Consider the following 17788-nt stretch of genomic DNA (forward strand, 5'->3'; position numbering starts at 1 on the left):
GTTTCGGAAGCAGGGATCCGCTGCGTTGCCGCGGGCAGAGACGACCGATGGAGCTTTGAGGACCATGAGCGAGACCAATGCCGCGGCCGAGGTGGCCGCGCCGCACCGCTACACGGCCGCCCTGGCCGCCGACATCGAAGCCCGCTGGCAGGACTTCTGGGACGCGCACGGCACGTATGAGGCGCCCAATCCGAGCGGCGACCTGGCCGGCGACCCCGAGGCGGTCGCCCGGCCCAAGACATTCGTCATGGACATGTTCCCGTACCCCTCGGGCGCGGGACTGCACGTGGGCCATCCGCTGGGCTACATCGCCACCGATGTCTTCGCCCGCTACCACCGCATGACGGGCCACAACGTCCTGCACACCCTGGGCTTCGACGCCTTCGGCCTGCCCGCCGAGCAGTACGCGGTGCAGACCGGCACCCATCCGCGGGCCAGCACCGAGGCCAACATCGAGAACATGCGGCGGCAGCTGCGCCGACTGGGCCTGGGCCACGACAAGCGCCGCTCGTTCGCGACGATCGACCCGGACTACTACAAGTGGACCCAGTGGATCTTCCTGCAGATCTTCAACTCCTGGTACGACCCGGAGGCGAGGGCGGCGCGCCCCATCGACACCCTGGTCCAGCAGTTCGCCTCCGATGAGCGCACCACCCCCGACGGCCGCCCCTGGGCCGAGCTGACCGAGCCCGAGCGCGCCGACACCCTGGGCCGCTACCGCCTGGCCTACGCCTCGGACGCGCCCGTCAACTGGTGCCCCGGCCTGGGCACCGTGCTGGCCAATGAGGAGGTCACCGCGGACGGCCGCTCCGAGCGCGGCAACTTCCCGGTCTTCAAGGCCAAGCTGCGCCAGTGGAACATGCGCATCACCGCCTACGCCGACCGGCTGCTGGACGACCTGGACGAGCTGGACTGGCCCGAGGCCATCAAGCTGCAGCAGCGCAACTGGATCGGCCGCAGCGAGGGCGCCCGGGTCGACTTCCCGGTGGCCGAGCACCCCGACGCCAAGATCACGATCTTCACCACCCGCCAGGACACCCTGTTCGGTGCCACCTATATGGTCCTGGCGCCCGAGCACGGCCTGGTGGACGAGATCGTTCCGGACGCCTGGCCCGAGGGCACCCACGACGTCTGGACCGGCGGCCACGCCACCCCGGCCCAGGCCGTCGACGCCTACCGCAAGCAGGCCGCGGCCAAGTCCGACGTCGAGCGGCAGGCCGAGGCCAAGGTGAAGACCGGCGTCTTCACCGGCGCCTACGCCGTCAACCCGGTCAGCGGCGAGCGGGTGCCGGTCTTCATCGCCGACTACGTCCTGATGGGCTACGGCACCGGCGCGATCATGGCCGTCCCGGCCCATGACAGCCGTGACTTCGCCTTCGCCCGCGCCTTCGAGCTGCCCGTGCGCTGCGTCGTCGAGCCCTCCGACGACCGCGGCACCGACCCCGCCACCTGGGACGACGCATTCGTCTCGTACGACGCGAAGATCGTCAACTCGACGGGGGACTCCGTATCGCTGGACGGGCTGGGTGTCGTCGAGGCCAAGGCGCGCATCACCGAGTGGCTGGAGTCCCGTTCCATCGGCGAGGGCACCGTCAACTACCGGCTGCGCGACTGGCTGTTCAGCCGCCAGCGCTACTGGGGCGAGCCCTTCCCGATCGTCTACGACGAGGAGGGCGTGGCCCACCCCCTGCCCGAGTCGATGCTGCCCCTGGAGCTGCCCGAGGTCGAGGACTACTCCCCGCGCACCTTCGACCCGGACGACTCCGCCACCTCCCCGGAGACCCCGCTGTCCCGGAACGAGGAGTGGGTCAACGTGGTGCTGGACCTGGGCGACGGCCGCGGGCCGCGGCCGTTCCGCCGCGAGACCAACACCATGCCCAACTGGGCCGGATCCTGCTGGTACGAGCTGCGCTACCTGGACCCCCACAACAGCGAGCGGCTGGTCGACCCCGAGGCCGAGCGCTACTGGATGGGGCCGCGCGAAGGGCGGCCGCACGGCGGTGTCGACCTGTACGTGGGCGGCTCCGAGCACGCGGTGCTGCATCTGCTGTACGCCCGGTTCTGGTCCAAGGTGCTGTTCGACCTGGGGTATGTCTCCTCGGTCGAGCCGTTCCACAAGCTGTACAACCAGGGCATGATCCAGGCGTATGTCTACCGGGACGGCCGCGGTATCGCCGTCCAGGCCGCCGAGGTCGAGGAGCGGGACGGCGCCTACTGGTACCAGGGCGAGAGGGTCACCCGGCTGCTGGGCAAGATGGGCAAGTCCCTGAAGAACGCCGTCACGCCGGACGAGATCTGTGCCGAGTACGGGGCCGACACGCTGCGGCTGTACGAGATGGCCATGGGCCCGCTGGACGTCTCGCGGCCCTGGGACACCCGCGCCGTGGTCGGCCAGTACCGACTGCTGCAGCGGCTGTGGCGCAATGTCGTCGACGAGGGCACCGGAGAGGTCTCCGTCGTCGACACCGAGCCCGACGAGGCGACGCTGCGCGCCCTGCACAAGGCGATCGACGGCGTCCGGCAGGACATGGAGGGCCTGCGCTTCAACACCGCCATCGCCAAGATCACCGAGCTGAACAACCACGTCACCAAGGTGCGCGAGGTGCCCCGCTCGGTGGCCGAGGGGCTGGTGCTGCTGATCGCGCCGCTGGCCCCGCATGTCGCGGAGGAGCTGTGGCGCAGGCTGGGCCACTCCGGGTCGGTCGTCCACGAGCCCTTCCCGGTCGCCGATCCGGAGTACGTCGTGGACGAGACCGTCACCTGTGTGGTGCAGGTCAAGGGCAAGGTCAAGGCCCGGCTGGAGGTCGCACCCTCGGTCTCGGACGAGGAGCTGGAGGCGCTGGCCCTGGGCGACCCGGCGGTCGTGGCGGCGCTGAACGGAGCTGGCATCCGTAAGGTCATCGTGCGCGCGCCGAAGCTGGTGAACATCGTTCCGGCCTGATCGGCTTTCCCCGTGGGGGCGGGTTGGGGGTTCGTCAGGAACCTCTGATCCGCCCGGCGCGTTTACGCTGAGAGGACGACCGCCACCGTGCCGTGACCGCCGCCCCAAGGAGCGCATATGGAAGCCATCTGGATCCTGTTGCTGCTTTTCGTCCTGATCATGCTGGCGGGGGTCTACGGGGCCGTTCGTGCGGTCAGGGCGGCCAAGCGCGGTATCGACCGTACGGTGCACCAGGCCCGCGTCACGGTGGAGGACACCAGACTCCGGGCCCGGCAGTTCGCCCAGCCGGGCGCGGCCGGTGAGCTCGCCCAGCTGCGGCTCTCCCTGCGCGGTTCGATGCGCGCCACCAGTCAGGCGTTGCAGGCGGCCGCCCCGCAAGACCGGTCCCTGTCGGAGTCGTTGGGCCTGTTCCAGCGGCTGAGCGCGCATGCGCTGGACCTGGAGGCGGATCTGAAGCGGCTGGAGCAGGAGCCCGACAGATCCCGGCTCGCCGCCGTGCTGCCCGAGATGCGGGAGCGCACGCAGCGGATCACCCACTCGGCCGATTCGTTGCGCTGGGCGGTGCAGGAGCGGACGCAGAGGCTGGCGCACGACGATCTGGACTCGCTGGGCCGCGAGATCGAGATGGAGGCGGGGGCGCTGCGGCACTGGACGGCGGTGGAGCCCGACGAGCCGTTGACGGCGCCCGAGGCGGGGGCGCGACCTGGGCCCGGTGCGGGGGCGCCACCTGCGCCCGAGGCGGGGCAGGAGGCGGAGTCTCGGCGGCCGTCGCTCGGGGAGAGGCAGCATACGGAGCCCCAGCCGTGGCAGAAGCACTGGCAGCAGTCCCCTCGTCCCGAGAACACGGCCTGAGAGCCCGGAACCCCAGGAAACCCCGGAATCCCGGAAGCCCGGGAATCCCAGAACGGTAATCCCCGAACGAACCCGGTCTGAGAACAGGATCTGAGTCACGTCTGAACAGGGCATGATCGGCAAGGCAATTGATCATCCGGTGGGGTCGCGCTGTCGGCAGACGCCATCCCCCGATAACCTCCCAGTCATGTCCCGCCATGTCGCGATCGTGACCGATTCCACGGCGTACTTGCCGCAGGATGCGATGGAGCGGCACCGCATCACCGCCGTGCCGCTGACGGTGGTGCTCGGCGACCGGGCCCTGGAGGAGGGCACCGAGATCTCGGCCCGGTCCCTCGCGCAGGCGCTGCAGAAGCGGAAGCCGGTGACGACGTCCCGGCCCAGCCCGGAGATGTTCGCGGCCGCGTATCGGGCCGCCGCGGAGGAGGGCGCGATGGGCATCGTCTCCCTGCATCTGTCGGCCGAGTTCTCCGGCACCTACGACGCGGCGGCGCTCGCGGCGCAGGACGCGCCCGTTCCGGTGCGGGTGGTGGACAGCGGCATGGTCGCGATGGCGCTCGGGTTCTGCGCGCTGGCGGCGGCCGAGACGGCGGAGGGCGGCGGCACGCTGGACGAAGCCGTGGCGGCGGCGGAGAAGCGGGCCGACGGCACGGCCGCCTACTTCTACGTCGACACCCTCGACTATCTGCGGCGCGGCGGCCGCATCGGCGCGGCCCAGGCCCTCCTCGGCTCGGCGCTCGCGGTCAAACCGCTGCTCCAGCTCGACGAGGGGCGGATCGAGCTGCGGGAGAAGGTCCGCACCGCCTCGAAGGCCATCGCCCGGCTCGAGGAGATCGTGGTGGAACGGGCCGGACGGAGCCCGGTGGACATCGCGGTGCAGCACCTGGCGGCGGGCGAACGGGCGGCGGCGCTCGCGGAACGGCTGCGGGAGCGGGTGCCGCGGCTCGCGGAGCTGTACGTGAGCGAGGTGGGCGCGGTGATCGGGGCGCACACCGGGCCGGGGCTGCTGGGGGCGGTGGTCTCTCCGCGGTAGCGGAGGGTGGAGGAGGCTCTTCACCCGCCGGGGTGACGGAGTTGTCCACAACGCGGGGGTTATCCCCGGGAATTGACGCGGGCCAGCGCGGTCGGCTCCAGGTGCCTAACGTCAGGTGGCATGAGGTCACGATCACGCACAGTAACCACGGGCCCGGGGCGCGGGCGGCATCGCGACGGCGCGGCGGGCCGCCGTCCACGACCGCCGTCCGGTACGGGCCCGGCCGGCGCCGCAAGCCGCCAGCGCACCGCGCACCGTCAGACACACCCGGTCGCGTCTGCACGCGCGAGCCGCGCGGCGGCGCTCTTCGCCACGTCACCGGCGCCCCGGGCGTCCCCGGTGGCGGTCGGGTCCATCGCTCTGGGCAGCCGGGACGGACCGAAGGGAGTCGCGGGGCCGGGCGTCGCGGGGTCGGCTGGGGCAGCGGAGGAGGTGCGGAACGGGGAACCGCGCGAGGACGGGCACAGGGAGGAGCCTGAGGACGGGCACAGGGAGCCGCCCGAGGAGGGGTACGGGGGCCCGCCCGGGCACGGGCGCGAGGAGGGGAAGGAGGGGGCTGGGGAGGGGCGCGAGAAGCCGCCGGGGGAGGGGCCTGAGAGTGCGTCCGAGAACGCCCCGCCGCGCCTGCGCAGACGTGACCGGGCAGGCCTGGCCCTGCGCGAGCGGCTGCCGATGTGGCTTCAGCTGCGCTGCGGCATGGAGCTGAAGACGGTCGCCGCCCTGGCGGTCGCCCTGCTCACCGCGATGGCCTTCGCGGCCTATCACTTCTGGACCGGCCGTCCCCAGACCGTGCGCGCCCCGGACCCGGAGCCTCCGCGCGCCGCGCCCTCCGAACCCGGCCAGGCACCGGGCGGGCGGCCCACTCCGGCCGGTGGCGGCCGGAAGGTCGTGGTGGATGTGACGGGCAAGGTCCGCCGCCCCGGTCTGCGCGAGCTGCCGCCCGGGGCGAGGGTCGCCGACGCCCTGGAAGCGGCGGGCGGAGTACGGCCGGGCGCCGACCTGAGCGGGCTGAACCGTGCCCGCCCGCTGGTGGACGGGGAACAGATCGTGGTCGGCGCCCCCGCGGCCGGACCACCGGCGCCGGGCGCGGCGGCCAGTGGCTCGAACGCGCCCAATACGGCCAATGCACCCGGCACGGCCACCGCATCCAACGCGCCCAACGCACCCGCACCGGCCGGACCGGGGGCACCGGCACCCGGCGGCTCGGTCAGCCTCAACTCCGCGACCGCCGAACAGCTGGACACCCTCCCCGGGGTCGGCCCGGTCCTGGCCCGGCACATCATCGACTACCGCACCCAGCACGGAGGTTTCCGCTCCATCGATGAACTCCGCGAGGTGAACGGGATCGGCGAGCGCCGCTTCGCCGACCTGCGCCCGCTGGTCCAGCCATGACGTCCGCACAGCCCCCGCGCACCCGCGCCCCGGTCCATGCGGCAGCCGCGTCCCCGCGCGGTGCGTCACACCCACGCCAGGAAGGCCCACCCGACCTCCGCCTCGTGCCCCCGGCCCTGGCCGCCTGGGCAGCCGCGGCAACAGCACTGGACGCATCCCCCCTGACGGTCGCCCTCGCCTGCGCGGCGGCCATCCTCGGAGCGGTGGCCCTGTTCCTGCGGCCCCGCCGACGAGCCCCGACACCGGACGATCCGCCGGAACAGCAGGCCATTTCACCGCCGCGCGCCGTCGCCTGGCGCGGGCGCCGTATGGCAGGAGCGACCGCCGCATTGCTGTTGTGCGGGGCCGCCGCGGGGGCGGTTGCCGGGCTGCACGGGGCGGACGTACGCCGTGGCCCCATCCCCGCACTCGCCCGGGAGTACGCGGAGGCCACCGGTGAGGTGACGGTCACGGGGGACCCGCGGCTCACCCGGCCGCGGGTGCGGGGCGCGGCGCTCGCTCCCGCGTCCGTGGTCCTGGAGGCGGAGGCCGACCGGGTCACCGGCCCCAACGGCACCACGACCGCCATCCGCACGCCCGTCCTGGTCACGGTTCAGCCCAGGTCCGGCGCGGAGCGGGCGGCCTGGCTCGGGCTGCTGCCGTCCACACGTCTGCGCGTCCACGGCCGGTTGGTGCCGCCGCTGCGCGATGGGGACCGCATCGCGGCCATAGTGCGCGTGCGCGGCGGGCCCCCGAGGGTCACGGGCCCGCCCAGCGGAGTCCAGCGGCTGGCCGGGCGGCTGCGCGCCGGGCTGCGCACCGCGGCCGACGGGCTCTCCCCGGACGCGCGGGCGCTGCTTCCTGCGCTGGTCGTGGGGGACACCTCACGAGTGCCGCCCGAGCTGGACGAGGCGTTCCGGGCCACGGACATGCTGCACCTCATGGCCGTATCCGGCAGCAATCTGACGCTGGTGCTCGCCCTGCTCACGGGTCCGCCGCGGCTGGCCGGGCGGGCCGAGCGGCGCGGTCTCGCGGGCGCGCTCGGCATTCGGCTGCGCACCACCGCCCTCCTCGGCGGCGGGCTCACGCTCGCCTTCGTCATCGTCTGCAGACCCGAGCCCAGTGTGCTGCGCGCCGCCGCCTGCGGGCTGATCACCCTGCTCGCCCTCGGCACCGGCCGCCGCCGTTCGCTGCTCCCGGCCCTGGCCGCCGCCGTCCTCGCGCTGGTGCTCTACGACCCGTGGCTGGCCCGGAGCCAGGGCTTCCTGCTCTCCGTGCTGGCCACCGGCGCCCTGCTCACCATCGCGCCGGGATGGAGCGCGGCCCTCCAGCGGCGTGGTGTGCCGCCCCGGGTGGCCGAGGCGCTGGCGGCCGCCGCCGCGGCCCAGGCGGTCTGCGCACCGGTCGTCGTGGTGATGGCCGCGCGAGTGAGCCTGGTGGCGATCCCGTGCAACCTGATCGCCGAGGTGGCGGTGGCCCCCGCCACCACCCTCGGCTTCGCCGCGCTCGCGGCGGCCGCCGTCGCACCGCCGCTCGCCCGGTGGATCGCCTGGCCGGCGGGCTGGCCCGCCGAGTGGATCGCCGAGGTGGCCCGCACCGGCGCCGCGCTGCCCGGAGCGGAGGCGGACTGGCCGGACGGCTGGACCGGCGCGCTCCTGCTGGCCGCGGTCACGCTCGCCGTGGTCCTCGCCGGCCGCCGACTGCTGCGCCACCGCCTGCTGTGCGCCATATGCGTGCTGCTGGTGCTGCTGGCCGTCGTACGCCCGGCACCCCTGGCCCGGGTCATCACCGGCTGGCCACCGCCCGGTTGGCGGATGGTGGCGTGCGATGTGGGACAAGGTGACGCCCTGGTCCTGGCCGCGGGCTCCGGAACGGCCGTCGTCGTGGACACCGGCCCCGAGCCCCGAGCCGTCGACCGCTGCCTGCGCTCCCTGGGCATCGTCCGGATCCCGCTGCTGATCCTGACCCACTTCCACGCCGACCATGTGGCCGGGCTGGCCGGTGCGTTGCGCGGCCGCGCGGTCGGCGCGATCGAGACGACCGCCCTGGAAGAACCACCGGGCCAGGCCGAGTCCGTACGCCGCACGGCCAGGTCGGCGCATATTCCGCTCATCCCGGCGCGGCCAGGGGAACGACGACGTGTCGGCCCGCTGTCCTGGCAGGTCCTCTGGCCCGCCCAGCCGCCCGCCCCGGCCGCGGCCGAGGGCCCGAACGACGCGAGCGTCACCCTTTACGTCCGCACGGCAGGGCTGACCCTGCTCCTGCTGGGCGATCTCGAACCGCCCGCCCAGCAGGCCCTGCTGACGACCCACCCGGCCCTCCCCGAGATCGACGTTCTCAAGGTGGCCCACCACGGCTCGGCCTACCAGGATCCACAGCTGCTCCGGCGCCTCAGTCCCCGTCTGGCCCTGATCTCCTGCGGCGCCGACAACCCCTACGGCCACCCCTCACCCCGCACCATCGCGTCCCTGCGTGCCCAGGGTGCCGCCGTGCTGCGAACCGACACCGACGGCCCCATCGCGGTCACGCGAGACCGGGGCCTGCGCGCGGTCCTCGGAGGCCGCGGCGGGGCCGTCTGATGGCCCGCGGGGAGCACCCCAACCACCGGTCGCCGTGGGCAGGTCGCACCTCTGGGCCTGTCGTCACCCCATGTCCGCGGCACGCGTCAGCAGTGGTGGCCGTGGCGGCCGAGGTTTTTCACGGGGGTCGCCCCGGGCCGGGACCACTGCGGCACGGGGCGGCTGGTCGGGCCCCAGGTGGTGTTCCCGTCCGCGTCCGAGCGCCAGGACCAACATCCGGCGCGCCCCTCGGGCCAGCCCTCTGGGGTCTCCTCCCACGCCTCGCCCCGGCCGTAGGGCGTCATGTCGAGCAGTCCGAGGGACCCGTTGACCCGCTCATTGCCGCGGCCGGTCGTGGAGTAGGTGAGGAAGACGCGGTCGCCGTCGCGCAGGTAGGAGGTGAGATACCCCATGCTGCCGCCGGCCGGCCCTTCCACATCGCGCACCGAGTACCAGGGCTGGGGGTAGCCCATGAACTCGACGTAGGCGGCCACCTCTTCCCAGCGGCCCGTGGTCAGGACGGCGAACGAGACGCCGCGCGCGTTGAGGTAGTCCGCTTCCTTCAGATGCCAGGCCGTGGTGGTGCAGCCCTCGCACTGCCCCTGGTGCGGCGCGCCGTCGTACCACATGTGCTTGTAGACCACGAGCTCGTCGCGGCCCTGGAACAGGTCAAGGAACGGGACCGGGCCGTCGGCTCCGACGACCTCGACCGTTCCGTCGAACTCCACCATCGGCAGCCGGCGGCGGGCCGCGGCGATGGCGTCGCCCTCGCGGGTGTGGGCCTTCTCGCGGACCAGCAGCTCGTCACGGGCGGCCTGCCAGGTGGCCGGGTCGACCACGGGCGGGCGGCCGGGCAGCGCGGCGGTCGGGTCGTCCGGTGTGGCCGTCATGGTGTCCTCCGTGGTGTCTCGTACCGGTCAGCGTCGGCGTCAGCGCCCTACGGCGCTCTCCGACGGTCACCAGAAGAGACTCCCGGCCCGGCCGGAACTCATCGCGGCTGGGAGCACCCGTCTCAGACGCGGTCCAGGGGGCGGTGGGGTCCGGCGGGGAGTTCGGCCTGGATCAGGTCGCCCGGGCGGACCGTGCCGCCCTCCCGCACGACGCTCATGACTCCGGCCTTACGGATGATGTTTCCGGTCTCGTCGCGGCCGACGACCCGCTTCAGGAGGCCGCTTTGGAAGTGGTCGATCTGCAGGCAGGGGTTGCGGAGGCCGGTGACCTCCAGCACTGCCTCGTCGCCGATGCGCAGCAGGGTGCCGACGGGGAGGGCGAGCAGGTCGATGCCGCGGGTGGTGATGTTCTCGCCCAGGTCACCGGGCAGGACCTTGAAGCCCTCCGCACTGACCTCCGCGAAGAGTTCCTCGTGGATGAGGTGGACCTGGCGCAGGTTCGGCTGGGTGGGGTCCTGGGCGACACGGGAGCGGTGTTTGACCGTTACACCGGCGTGGACGTCGCCCTCGACGCCGAGGCCGGTGAGCAGGGTGATGCTGTCCCGGTTCGGCTTGGTGAACGTGTACTCGCCGTTGCTGCTGACTGCCGTCACAGTGCCGCTCATCCTCGGCGTCCCCCTCTTCCGTGACCACGGTTGTCTATGGGCCCAGTCTCGGACGTCATTCGGCCTCAAGCCAGCCGTCGTACTCATCCGCGAGCGCGTCCAGCGCCGTCGGGTCCAGCCGGCCGGCCGGGTCCTCGACGACCACCAGCCACTGGGCGTCCTCGGCGTCGTCCTCGCCCGCCAGGGCCTCCCGCACCAGCTGGGGCTCCTGGGCCACACCGAAGCGCTCGGGAAGGGCCCCGGCCACCTCCTCCGCCGCGTCGCGGTCGGGGAGCACCAGGATGTGCCGGGCGCCGTTCAGTCCTTCATCGATCACCGGAACATTGTCGGACATCCGGACGGCGGGGCTGTCGGTGGTCCGTGGGATGCTGGACCGCGATGGCCAGGAAGACGACGACCGACGATCCGCTCGCCCCCGTGACCCTCGCCGTGGGGCAGGAGGAGCTGCTGCTCGACCGCGCCGTGCAGCAGGTGGTGGCGGCCGCGCGCGCGGCCGACCCCGACACCGATGTGCGCGACCTCATGCCCGACGCGCTCCAGCCCGGCACCCTCGCCGAGCTGGCCAGCCCCTCGCTCTTCGCCGAGCGCAAGGTCGTGGTGGTGCGCAACGCACAGGATCTGTCGGCCGACACGATCAAGGACGTGAAGGGCTATCTCGGCACCCCCGCCGAGGAGATCACCCTGGTGCTGCTGCACGCGGGCGGTGCCAAGGGCAAGGGGCTGCTCGACGCCGCCCGTAAGGCCGGGGCGCGCGAGGTCGCCTGCCCGAAGATGACCAAGCCCGCCGACCGGCTGGCGTTCGTGCGGTCGGAGTTCCGCGGCACCGGCCGGTCGGCCACTCCCGAGGCATGCCAGGCCCTGGTCGACGCGATTGGGAGCGATCTGCGCGAGCTGGCCAGTGCGGTCTCCCAGCTGGTGGCCGATGTCGAGGGCACGATCGACGAGGCCGTCGTCGCCCGCTACTACACCGGCCGTGCCGAGACGTCCAGCTTCACCGTCGCCGACCGCGCCGTCGAGGGCCGCGCGGCCGAGGCGCTGGAAGCCCTGCGCTGGGCCGTCTCCACCGGGGTGCCGCCGGTGCTGATCACCAGCGCCCTGGCCCAGGGCGTCCGCTCCATCGGCAAGCTGGCCTCGGCGCCGCGCGGCGCCCGCCCCGGCGACCTCGCCCGTGAGCTGGGCATGCCGCCGTGGAAGATCGACCGGGTGCGGCAGCAGATGCGCGGCTGGTCGGCGGACGGAGTGGCCATCGCGCTGCGGGCCATCGCCGAGGCCGACGCGGGGGTCAAGGGCGGCGGGGACGATCCGGAGTACGCCCTGGAGAAGGCCGTCGTCACGATCGCCCGCGCCGCGAGGACAGCCCGCCGCTGACCGGGCACGGTCCCGTCCCCGAACCGGGGCTGCCTGCGTCCCGGGGCGCGCCCCTGGCTTCGTTGGGGTTCTGCCCCTGCCTGGGCTTGGGCTCTGTCCCGAGGCTTACTTGGGCTGCGCTCCGTGAGTCGGGGACACGGGCTCAGTTCCCGGGGTCGGTTGGGCGTTCGGTCCGTTGCGTGCGTGCCCTGATGGGTGTGCGTGGCGTGTGCTGGCTTGGCCTTACTGCTTCATCTTCTCCAGCGTCGCCTTCGCGCTCTTCTTGAGCATCTCGGTGGCCTCCTCCGGCGTCTTGGCCGAGGTGCCTGAGGAGGTCGACACATACTCCGACCAGGTCGACTGATATGTCATCCAGCCGTCCCGCACGGCGAGGATCACATAGGCGCCGGTGTTGGAGGTGCTGCGCTTGCTCTCCTGCCTCACCACATACGCCTCTTCGCCCAGCCCCCTGACCGGGCTCACCGCATAGCTGTAGGTGGACGTCTTCTGGTCCTCGTACGCCCGGTACTGGGCCTCGAACTCGGGGCCCGGGTCGGTCTTCTTGTGCAGCGACGCCGTTGTGTAGACCCACACTGAGGAGTAGTCGCTGCTGCTCGCGTCGCTCGGCTCGAAGTCGATGTTGCAGGTCATCGAGTCCAGCGCGGGGCTCTCGGAGCTGCTGTGCTGGGGGTTCGACGACGAGCCGTTCCCGTCCTTGTGCTCGTACCCGGAGTCCTTGAAGGCCTGGGAGTCCGTGGAGCCGCACAGATCGGTCGTATAGCGGTAGCCCGCGAGATCGGCCTCCGCCTCTTTCCCGTCGAAGCCTCCCGTGGCGAACAGCACCCCGGCCCAGACCGCCGAGGCGACGACGGCCCCGCCCAGACCCCACAGCCAGCCCTTGCCGCTGCCCCCGCCCCCGGGGCCCACGGGAGGCGCGTCGGCAGGCATGCCCGGTGCGCCCATCGGGCCGTGACCGTGGCCGTAGCCGTACCCGTAGCCCCCGAGGGGGACAGAGGGCATCGTCGGCTGGGCGTACGGATTGTGCTGAGGCGGCTGGGGCGGCTGCGGCGGCCCATACGGATTGGGTGTTTCCCCCGGTGTCGACATGACGTGAACATACCCGGATTAAGCGCGAAAGCCCCGCGCTGCCCTGGGGAAAGGACAGGCGCGGGGCCTTCGTGTCGATCAAGTGCGCCGCACCCGCGTGGCGAACGCAGGCCGCGTGCGGCGCGGTGCCGCTGAGGGGGCTGAAAGGGCCTCGGCTGCCGGCTGGAGCGGGTGAGAGGGACCGCTGTGCCCAAACCGGCTGGAGACCGGCCCCGTAAGGCATCAGCCCCGTAAGGCATTCAGCCCTGGAGGCGTCAGCCCCGGAGGCGTCAGCCCTGGAGGGTGGAGACGTGCTGGGCGAGCGCCGACTTCTTGTTGGCGGCGTTGTTCTTGTGCAGAACACCCTTGCTGACGGCCTTGTCGAGCTTGCGCGCGGCGATGCGGATGGCCTCGTTGGCCTTCTCGGCGTCACCGGCGGCCACGGCCTCGTGGGTGCGGCGGATGGCGGTCTTCAGCTCGGACTTGACCGCCTTGTTGCGCAGGCGCGCCTTCTCGTTCGTCTTGTTCCGCTTGATCTGGGACTTGATGTTCGCCACGTAAAAGCCTTCGCAGGTTCGTTGGGTTTCACTTGCTTCGTGGTGCGTCCGTGCCCATGGAGTCCGTGAAGACGTCCATGACGTCCGTAAGGCGTCCATGGCGTCCGTCCGTGAAGACGTCCATCGCGTCCCCCACAGAGACGTCCTCCACGGAGATGCCCCCCACGCGGATGTCCTCGGAGATCTCCGCGACAGAGGGGACACGAGACACAGTCGGCCAGGTTACCAGCAGGGTCCATGGCGTCCCAAACCCGGAAGAGGTCGCCGTTCATGGGACCATGGACGGGACTGACCCATACCGATAACACCGAGTCCCGCCTAGACACAGGACCCCGCGTGCCCGCGACCCCTACCAATGTGCCGGAGCCGAGCCGTACCGACCCGGCTCTGATCCGTAACTTCTGCATCATCGCGCACATCGACCACGGCAAGTCGACGCTCGCCGACCGCATGCTCCAGCTGACCGGGGTGGTCGAGCAGCGGCAGATGCGCGCGCAGTATCTCGACCGCATGGACATCGAGCGCGAGCGCGGCATCACGATCAAGTCCCAGGCGGTCCGGCTGCCCTGGGCGCCGACGAAGGACGAGGGCGGCGAGCCCGCCACCCACATCCTCAACATGATCGACACCCCCGGCCATGTGGACTTCACCTATGAGGTCTCGCGCTCCCTCGCCGCGTGCGAGGGGTGCATCCTGCTGGTGGACGCGGCCCAGGGCATCGAGGCCCAGACCCTCGCCAACCTCTATCTGGCGATGGAGCACGACCTCACGATCATCCCGGTCCTCAACAAGATCGACCTGCCCGCCGCCCAGCCCGAGAAGTACGCCGCCGAGCTCGCCCACCTCATCGGCTGTGACCTCTCCGATGTGCTGAGGGTGTCCGCCAAGACCGGCGAGGGCGTGGCCGAGCTGCTGGACCGGGTCGTGGAGCTGGTGCCCGCGCCGGTGGGCGTGTACGACGCCCCCGCCCGCGCGATGATCTTCGACTCCGTCTATGACGCCTACCGGGGCGTCGTGACCTATGTGAAGGTCGTCGACGGCACGCTCAGCAGGCGCGAGCGGATCAAGATGATGTCCACCGGCGCCGCCCATGAGCTGCTGGAGATCGGCACCAACTCGCCGGAGATGACCCCCGCCGACGGCCTGTCCGTGGGCGAGGTGGGCTATCTGATCACCGGTGTGAAGGATGTCCGCCAGTCCAAGGTCGGTGACACGATCACCCAGGTCAGCGGCGGTGCGCAGGAGCCGCTGGGCGGCTACAAGGACCCGAAGCCGATGGTGTTCTCGGGGCTGTATCCGCTGGACGGCTCGGACTACCCCGAGCTGCGCGAGGCCCTGGACAAGCTGCAGCTCAACGATGCCGCGCTGGTCTACGAGCCGGAGACCTCGGCCGCGCTCGGCTTCGGCTTCCGCGTCGGCTTCCTCGGGCTGCTGCACCTGGAGGTCATCCGTGAGCGCCTGGAGCGCGAATTCAATCTCGACCTGATCGCCACCGCGCCCAATGTGGTCTACCGGGTGGACATGGAGGACGGCACCGAGCACACGGTGACCAACCCCAGCGAGTTCCCGGTGGGCAAGATCGACACGGTGCACGAGCCGGTCGTACGGGGCACCATCCTCGCCCCGAGCGAGTTCATCGGCGCGATCATGGAGCTGTGCCAGAACCGCCGCGGGGTGCTGCTCGGCATGGACTACCTCTCCGAGGACCGGGTCGAGATCCGCTACACCCTGCCGCTCGCCGAGGTCGTCTTCGACTTCTTCGACCAGCTGAAGTCCAAGACCCGCGGCTATGCCTCGCTCGACTACGAGCCCACCGGTGAGCAGACCTCCGAGCTGGTCAAGGTTGACATCCTGCTGCACGGCGACAAGGTGGACGCGTTCTCGGCGATCACCCATAAGGACAAGGCGTACGCGTACGGCGTCCGGCTGGTCGCCAAGCTGCGCGAGCTCATCCCGCGGCAGAACTTCGAGGTGCCCATCCAGGCGGCCATCGGCTCCCGGGTGATCGCCCGGGAGACGGTCCGTGCCATCCGTAAGGACGTCCTCGCCAAGTGCTACGGCGGTGACATCTCGCGTAAGCGGAAGCTGCTGGAGAAGCAGAAGGAAGGCAAGAAGCGGATGAAGATGGTCGGCAACGTGGAGGTGCCCCAGGAGGCCTTCATCGCGGTGCTGTCCTCCGACTCCGACGGCAAGGACTCCAAGGCGAAGAAGTAGGGCCGGACGTAGGACCAGAAGGAGGATCCGGGCCCGGCGTGCTGGATGCGCCGGGCCCGCCCCCTTTCGGGCGCTTCTCCGGGGCGTCCCGTGAGAACAACTGGGCATCTCATGAGAACAACGTGACCCGGCCCCCTTACGCCGTAAGGATTCGGCCCCTACCCTGATCACCTACTCGAAGGTTACTCGCGAGTCACCAAGCAATGATGCGGGCCCCGGAGGATGCCGTGACCGACACCCAGAACTTGCTCGAGAACCGGCCGCCGTCCCTGGCGACGCACTTCCTGCAGCGAGTCGAGGCGACACCGGACAAGGAGGCGTACCGCTATCCGGTGCCTCCTGCCTCGGGCACGGGTCCCGATGAGTGGCGCCCGCTGACCTGGCGGGAAAGCGCGGACCGGGTCTTCGCCATCGCCGCCGGGCTGATCGATCTGGGCATCCGCCCCGAGGAGCGGGTGGCGCTGGCCTCCTCGACGCGCGTGGAGTGGATCCTGGCCGACCTCGGCGTGCTGTGCGCGGGCGCGGCCACCACCACCGTCTACCCGACCACCAACGCCGACGAGACCTCCTTCATCCTCTCCGACTCCGGCAGCCGGGTGCTGATCGCCGAGGACGCGGCGCAGCTCGCCAAGGTGCGGGCGCAGCGCGGGGAACTCCCCGAGCTGGCCCATGTGGTGGTGATCCAGGCCGATGACGCGGTCCCCGCCGCGGACGACCCCGAGGGCTGGGTCCTCTCGCTCGCCGAGCTGGAGAAGCGCGGCACGGCCCTTCTGGAGGGTCGGCCGGACGCCGTACGGGAGCGGATGGACGCCCTGCGCAGCGATCAGCTGGCGACGCTCATCTACACCTCCGGTACTACCGGGCGCCCCAAGGGCGTACGCCTGGCGCATGACTCCTGGTCTTACATGGCGATTGTGATCGGCAGTCGGGACGGACTGCTCTTCCCCGACGATGTGCAGTACCTGTGGCTGCCGCTCGCGCATGTCTTCGGCAAGGTGCTGACGGCGGGACAGATCTACGTCGGCCACACCACGGCGGTGGACGGCCGGGTCGACAAGATCATCGACAATCTGCCGGTGGTCCGGCCGACCTACATGTGCGCCGTGCCGCGGATCTTCGAGAAGGTCTACAACGGAGTGGCCCAGCGGGCGCGCGAGGGCGGGGCGGCCCAGCACAAGATCTTCCAGTGGGCGGCCCAGGTCGCCCGGGACTACGCCAGGGTCTCTCAGGACAACTTCCGCCGCACCGGCACCGCCTCCGTGCCCTTCGGCCTCCGGGCCCAGCACGCGGTCGCCGACAAGCTGGTCTACGGCAAGCTGCGCGAGGCGTTCGGCGGGCGGCTGCGGGCCGCGGTGTCCGGCTCCGCCGCGCTCGCGCCCGACATCGGCTACTTCTTCGCGGGCGCCGGGATCAACATCCTGGAGGGCTACGGCCTGACCGAGTCCAGCGCCGCCAGCTTCCTCAACCCGGCGGACTACCGCACCGGTACGGTCGGCAAGGCGTTCCCCGGTCTGGAGGTGCGGTTCGCCGAGGACGGTGAGGTGCTGCTGCGCGGCCCCGGCATCATGCAGGGCTACCACGGGTTGCCGGAGCTGACCGCGCAGGTGCTGGAGTCCGACGGCTGGTTCCACACCGGGGACATCGGCGAGCTGTCGCCCGACGGCTATCTGCGGATCACCGACCGCAAGAAGGACCTGATCAAGACCTCGGGCGGCAAGTACGTGGCCCCGGCGGAGGTCGAGGGCCAGTTCAAGGCGGTGTGCCCGTTCGTCTCCAACATCCTGGTGCACGGCGCCGACCGCAATTACTGCACCGCGCTGATCGCCCTCGACGAGCCCACGATCATGAAATGGGCGGATGAGCACGGCCTCGGCGGCAAGACCTACGCGGAGGTCGTGGCCACCGATGAGGTGCGGGAGCTGATCGGGGGTCATGTGCAGCGGCTCAACGACGGGCTGCAGCGCTGGCAGACGATCAAGAAGTTCCGGCTGCTGCCGCGCGATCTGGACGTGGAGCACGGGGAGTTGACGCCCAGCCTGAAGCTCAAGCGCCCGGTCGTCGAGCGTGAGTACAAGGATCTGATCGAGGACATGTACGCCGGCGCGCGGGAGGTTTAAGGTTTAACGGACAAGGATACGACCCTGCACCGGATTTCGGGTTGACCGGCCCGCAGAACACATTAATTTTCCCCTTATCGCGGTTCACTTGCGTAACCCGGTGCATATGGGGGCGGTCCGTCTGTCACTCTGTCCGTGCCGGATACGGTTACGGATA

General features: G+C 71.3%; 14 protein-coding genes. 8 read left to right on the plus strand and 6 right to left on the minus strand.

The annotated features are described in order from the left end of the window. The first annotated feature begins 64 nt into the window (after positions 1 to 64). The 5 genes from leuS (at position 65) to VT50_RS19845 (ending at position 8776) form a co-directional block, all read left to right on the plus strand. Positions 65 to 2941, plus strand: a complete 2877-nt coding sequence (gene leuS / locus VT50_RS19825; RefSeq protein WP_046086599.1) for a leucine--tRNA ligase — start codon at positions 65 to 67, stop codon at positions 2939 to 2941. 117 nt (positions 2942 to 3058) lie between these two features. Further along, on the plus strand, positions 3059 to 3793 hold the full coding sequence (locus VT50_RS19830; RefSeq protein WP_046086598.1) for a hypothetical protein: 735 nt from the start codon (positions 3059 to 3061) through the stop codon (positions 3791 to 3793). A 187-nt stretch (positions 3794 to 3980) separates the two neighbouring features. Beyond that, a complete protein-coding gene (locus tag VT50_RS19835; protein ID WP_079343861.1) occupies positions 3981 to 4826 on the plus strand; it encodes a DegV family protein in 846 nt (281 codons plus the stop codon). A 432-nt stretch (positions 4827 to 5258) separates the two neighbouring features. After that, positions 5259 to 6218: a ComEA family DNA-binding protein gene (locus VT50_RS19840; RefSeq protein WP_338058333.1), complete on the plus strand. Its 960-nt coding sequence runs from the start codon at positions 5259 to 5261 to the stop codon at positions 6216 to 6218. Beyond that, positions 6215 to 8776 (plus strand): ComEC/Rec2 family competence protein, encoded by a 2562-nt coding sequence (locus VT50_RS19845; RefSeq protein ID WP_046090757.1) that lies wholly within the window; start codon positions 6215 to 6217, stop codon positions 8774 to 8776. Before VT50_RS19840 ends, VT50_RS19845 begins: the two co-directional genes overlap by 4 nt. An 86-nt stretch (positions 8777 to 8862) precedes the next feature. On the opposite strand, the gene VT50_RS19850 is transcribed toward VT50_RS19845, so the two are convergent. From VT50_RS19850 to VT50_RS19860, 3 genes are all read right to left on the minus strand, one after another. Then, positions 8863 to 9645 carry a DUF899 family protein gene (locus tag VT50_RS19850; RefSeq protein ID WP_046090756.1) on the minus strand — a complete coding sequence of 261 codons (783 nt, stop codon included), beginning with the start codon at positions 9643 to 9645 and terminating at the stop codon, positions 8863 to 8865. 122 nt (positions 9646 to 9767) lie between these two features. Continuing rightward, positions 9768 to 10310, minus strand: a complete 543-nt coding sequence (locus tag VT50_RS19855; protein WP_046090755.1) for an MOSC domain-containing protein — start codon at positions 10308 to 10310, stop codon at positions 9768 to 9770. A 55-nt stretch (positions 10311 to 10365) separates the two neighbouring features. Then, positions 10366 to 10644, minus strand: a complete 279-nt coding sequence (locus VT50_RS19860) for a hypothetical protein (protein WP_046090754.1) — start codon at positions 10642 to 10644, stop codon at positions 10366 to 10368. 44 nt (positions 10645 to 10688) lie between these two features. On the opposite strand from VT50_RS19860, the gene holA reads away from it, so the two are divergent. Next, positions 10689 to 11678 (plus strand): DNA polymerase III subunit delta, encoded by a 990-nt coding sequence (gene holA / locus VT50_RS19865; protein ID WP_046090753.1) that lies wholly within the window; start codon positions 10689 to 10691, stop codon positions 11676 to 11678. A 222-nt stretch (positions 11679 to 11900) separates the two neighbouring features. On the opposite strand, the gene VT50_RS19870 is transcribed toward holA, so the two are convergent. From VT50_RS19870 to VT50_RS19880, 3 genes are all read right to left on the minus strand, one after another. Further along, positions 11901 to 12677, minus strand: coding sequence for a hypothetical protein (locus tag VT50_RS19870; protein ID WP_075200584.1), 777 nt, complete (start codon positions 12675 to 12677; stop codon positions 11901 to 11903). Between the two features lie 356 nt (positions 12678 to 13033). Beyond that, positions 13034 to 13300 (minus strand): 30S ribosomal protein S20, encoded by a 267-nt coding sequence (gene rpsT, locus VT50_RS19875; protein WP_046090752.1) that lies wholly within the window; start codon positions 13298 to 13300, stop codon positions 13034 to 13036. A gap of 28 nt (positions 13301 to 13328) precedes the next feature. Next, a complete protein-coding gene (locus tag VT50_RS19880; RefSeq protein WP_046090751.1) occupies positions 13329 to 13511 on the minus strand; it encodes a hypothetical protein in 183 nt (60 codons plus the stop codon). Positions 13512 to 13636: 125 nt separating this feature from the next. Between VT50_RS19880 and lepA the strand changes: the two genes are divergently transcribed. Then, positions 13637 to 15514 (plus strand): translation elongation factor 4, encoded by a 1878-nt coding sequence (lepA, locus tag VT50_RS19885; RefSeq protein WP_046090750.1) that lies wholly within the window; start codon positions 13637 to 13639, stop codon positions 15512 to 15514. Between the two features lie 227 nt (positions 15515 to 15741). Further along, positions 15742 to 17631 (plus strand): AMP-dependent synthetase/ligase, encoded by a 1890-nt coding sequence (locus tag VT50_RS19890; RefSeq protein ID WP_046090759.1) that lies wholly within the window; start codon positions 15742 to 15744, stop codon positions 17629 to 17631. Positions 17632 to 17788: the final 157 nt, after the last annotated feature.

It is taken from the genome of Streptomyces antioxidans, from assembly GCF_000968685.2.
GTDB lineage: Bacteria > Actinomycetota > Actinomycetes > Streptomycetales > Streptomycetaceae > Streptomyces > Streptomyces antioxidans.

Coding starts and splice junctions, on each gene's coding strand:
- holA (WP_046090753.1), top strand. CDS start 10,689: ATGGCCAGGAAGACGACGACCGACGATCCGCTCGCCCCCGTGACCCTC.
- VT50_RS19860 (WP_046090754.1), bottom strand. CDS start 10,644: ATGTCCGACAATGTTCCGGTGATCGATGAAGGACTGAACGGCGCCCGG.
- VT50_RS19845 (WP_046090757.1), top strand. CDS start 6,215: ATGACGTCCGCACAGCCCCCGCGCACCCGCGCCCCGGTCCATGCGGCA.
- VT50_RS19850 (WP_046090756.1), bottom strand. CDS start 9,645: ATGACGGCCACACCGGACGACCCGACCGCCGCGCTGCCCGGCCGCCCG.
- leuS (WP_046086599.1), top strand. CDS start 65: ATGAGCGAGACCAATGCCGCGGCCGAGGTGGCCGCGCCGCACCGCTAC.
- VT50_RS19830 (WP_046086598.1), top strand. CDS start 3,059: ATGGAAGCCATCTGGATCCTGTTGCTGCTTTTCGTCCTGATCATGCTG.
- VT50_RS19870 (WP_075200584.1), bottom strand. CDS start 12,677: ATGCCCTCTGTCCCCCTCGGGGGCTACGGGTACGGCTACGGCCACGGT.
- VT50_RS19835 (WP_079343861.1), top strand. CDS start 3,981: ATGTCCCGCCATGTCGCGATCGTGACCGATTCCACGGCGTACTTGCCG.
- VT50_RS19855 (WP_046090755.1), bottom strand. CDS start 10,310: ATGAGCGGCACTGTGACGGCAGTCAGCAGCAACGGCGAGTACACGTTC.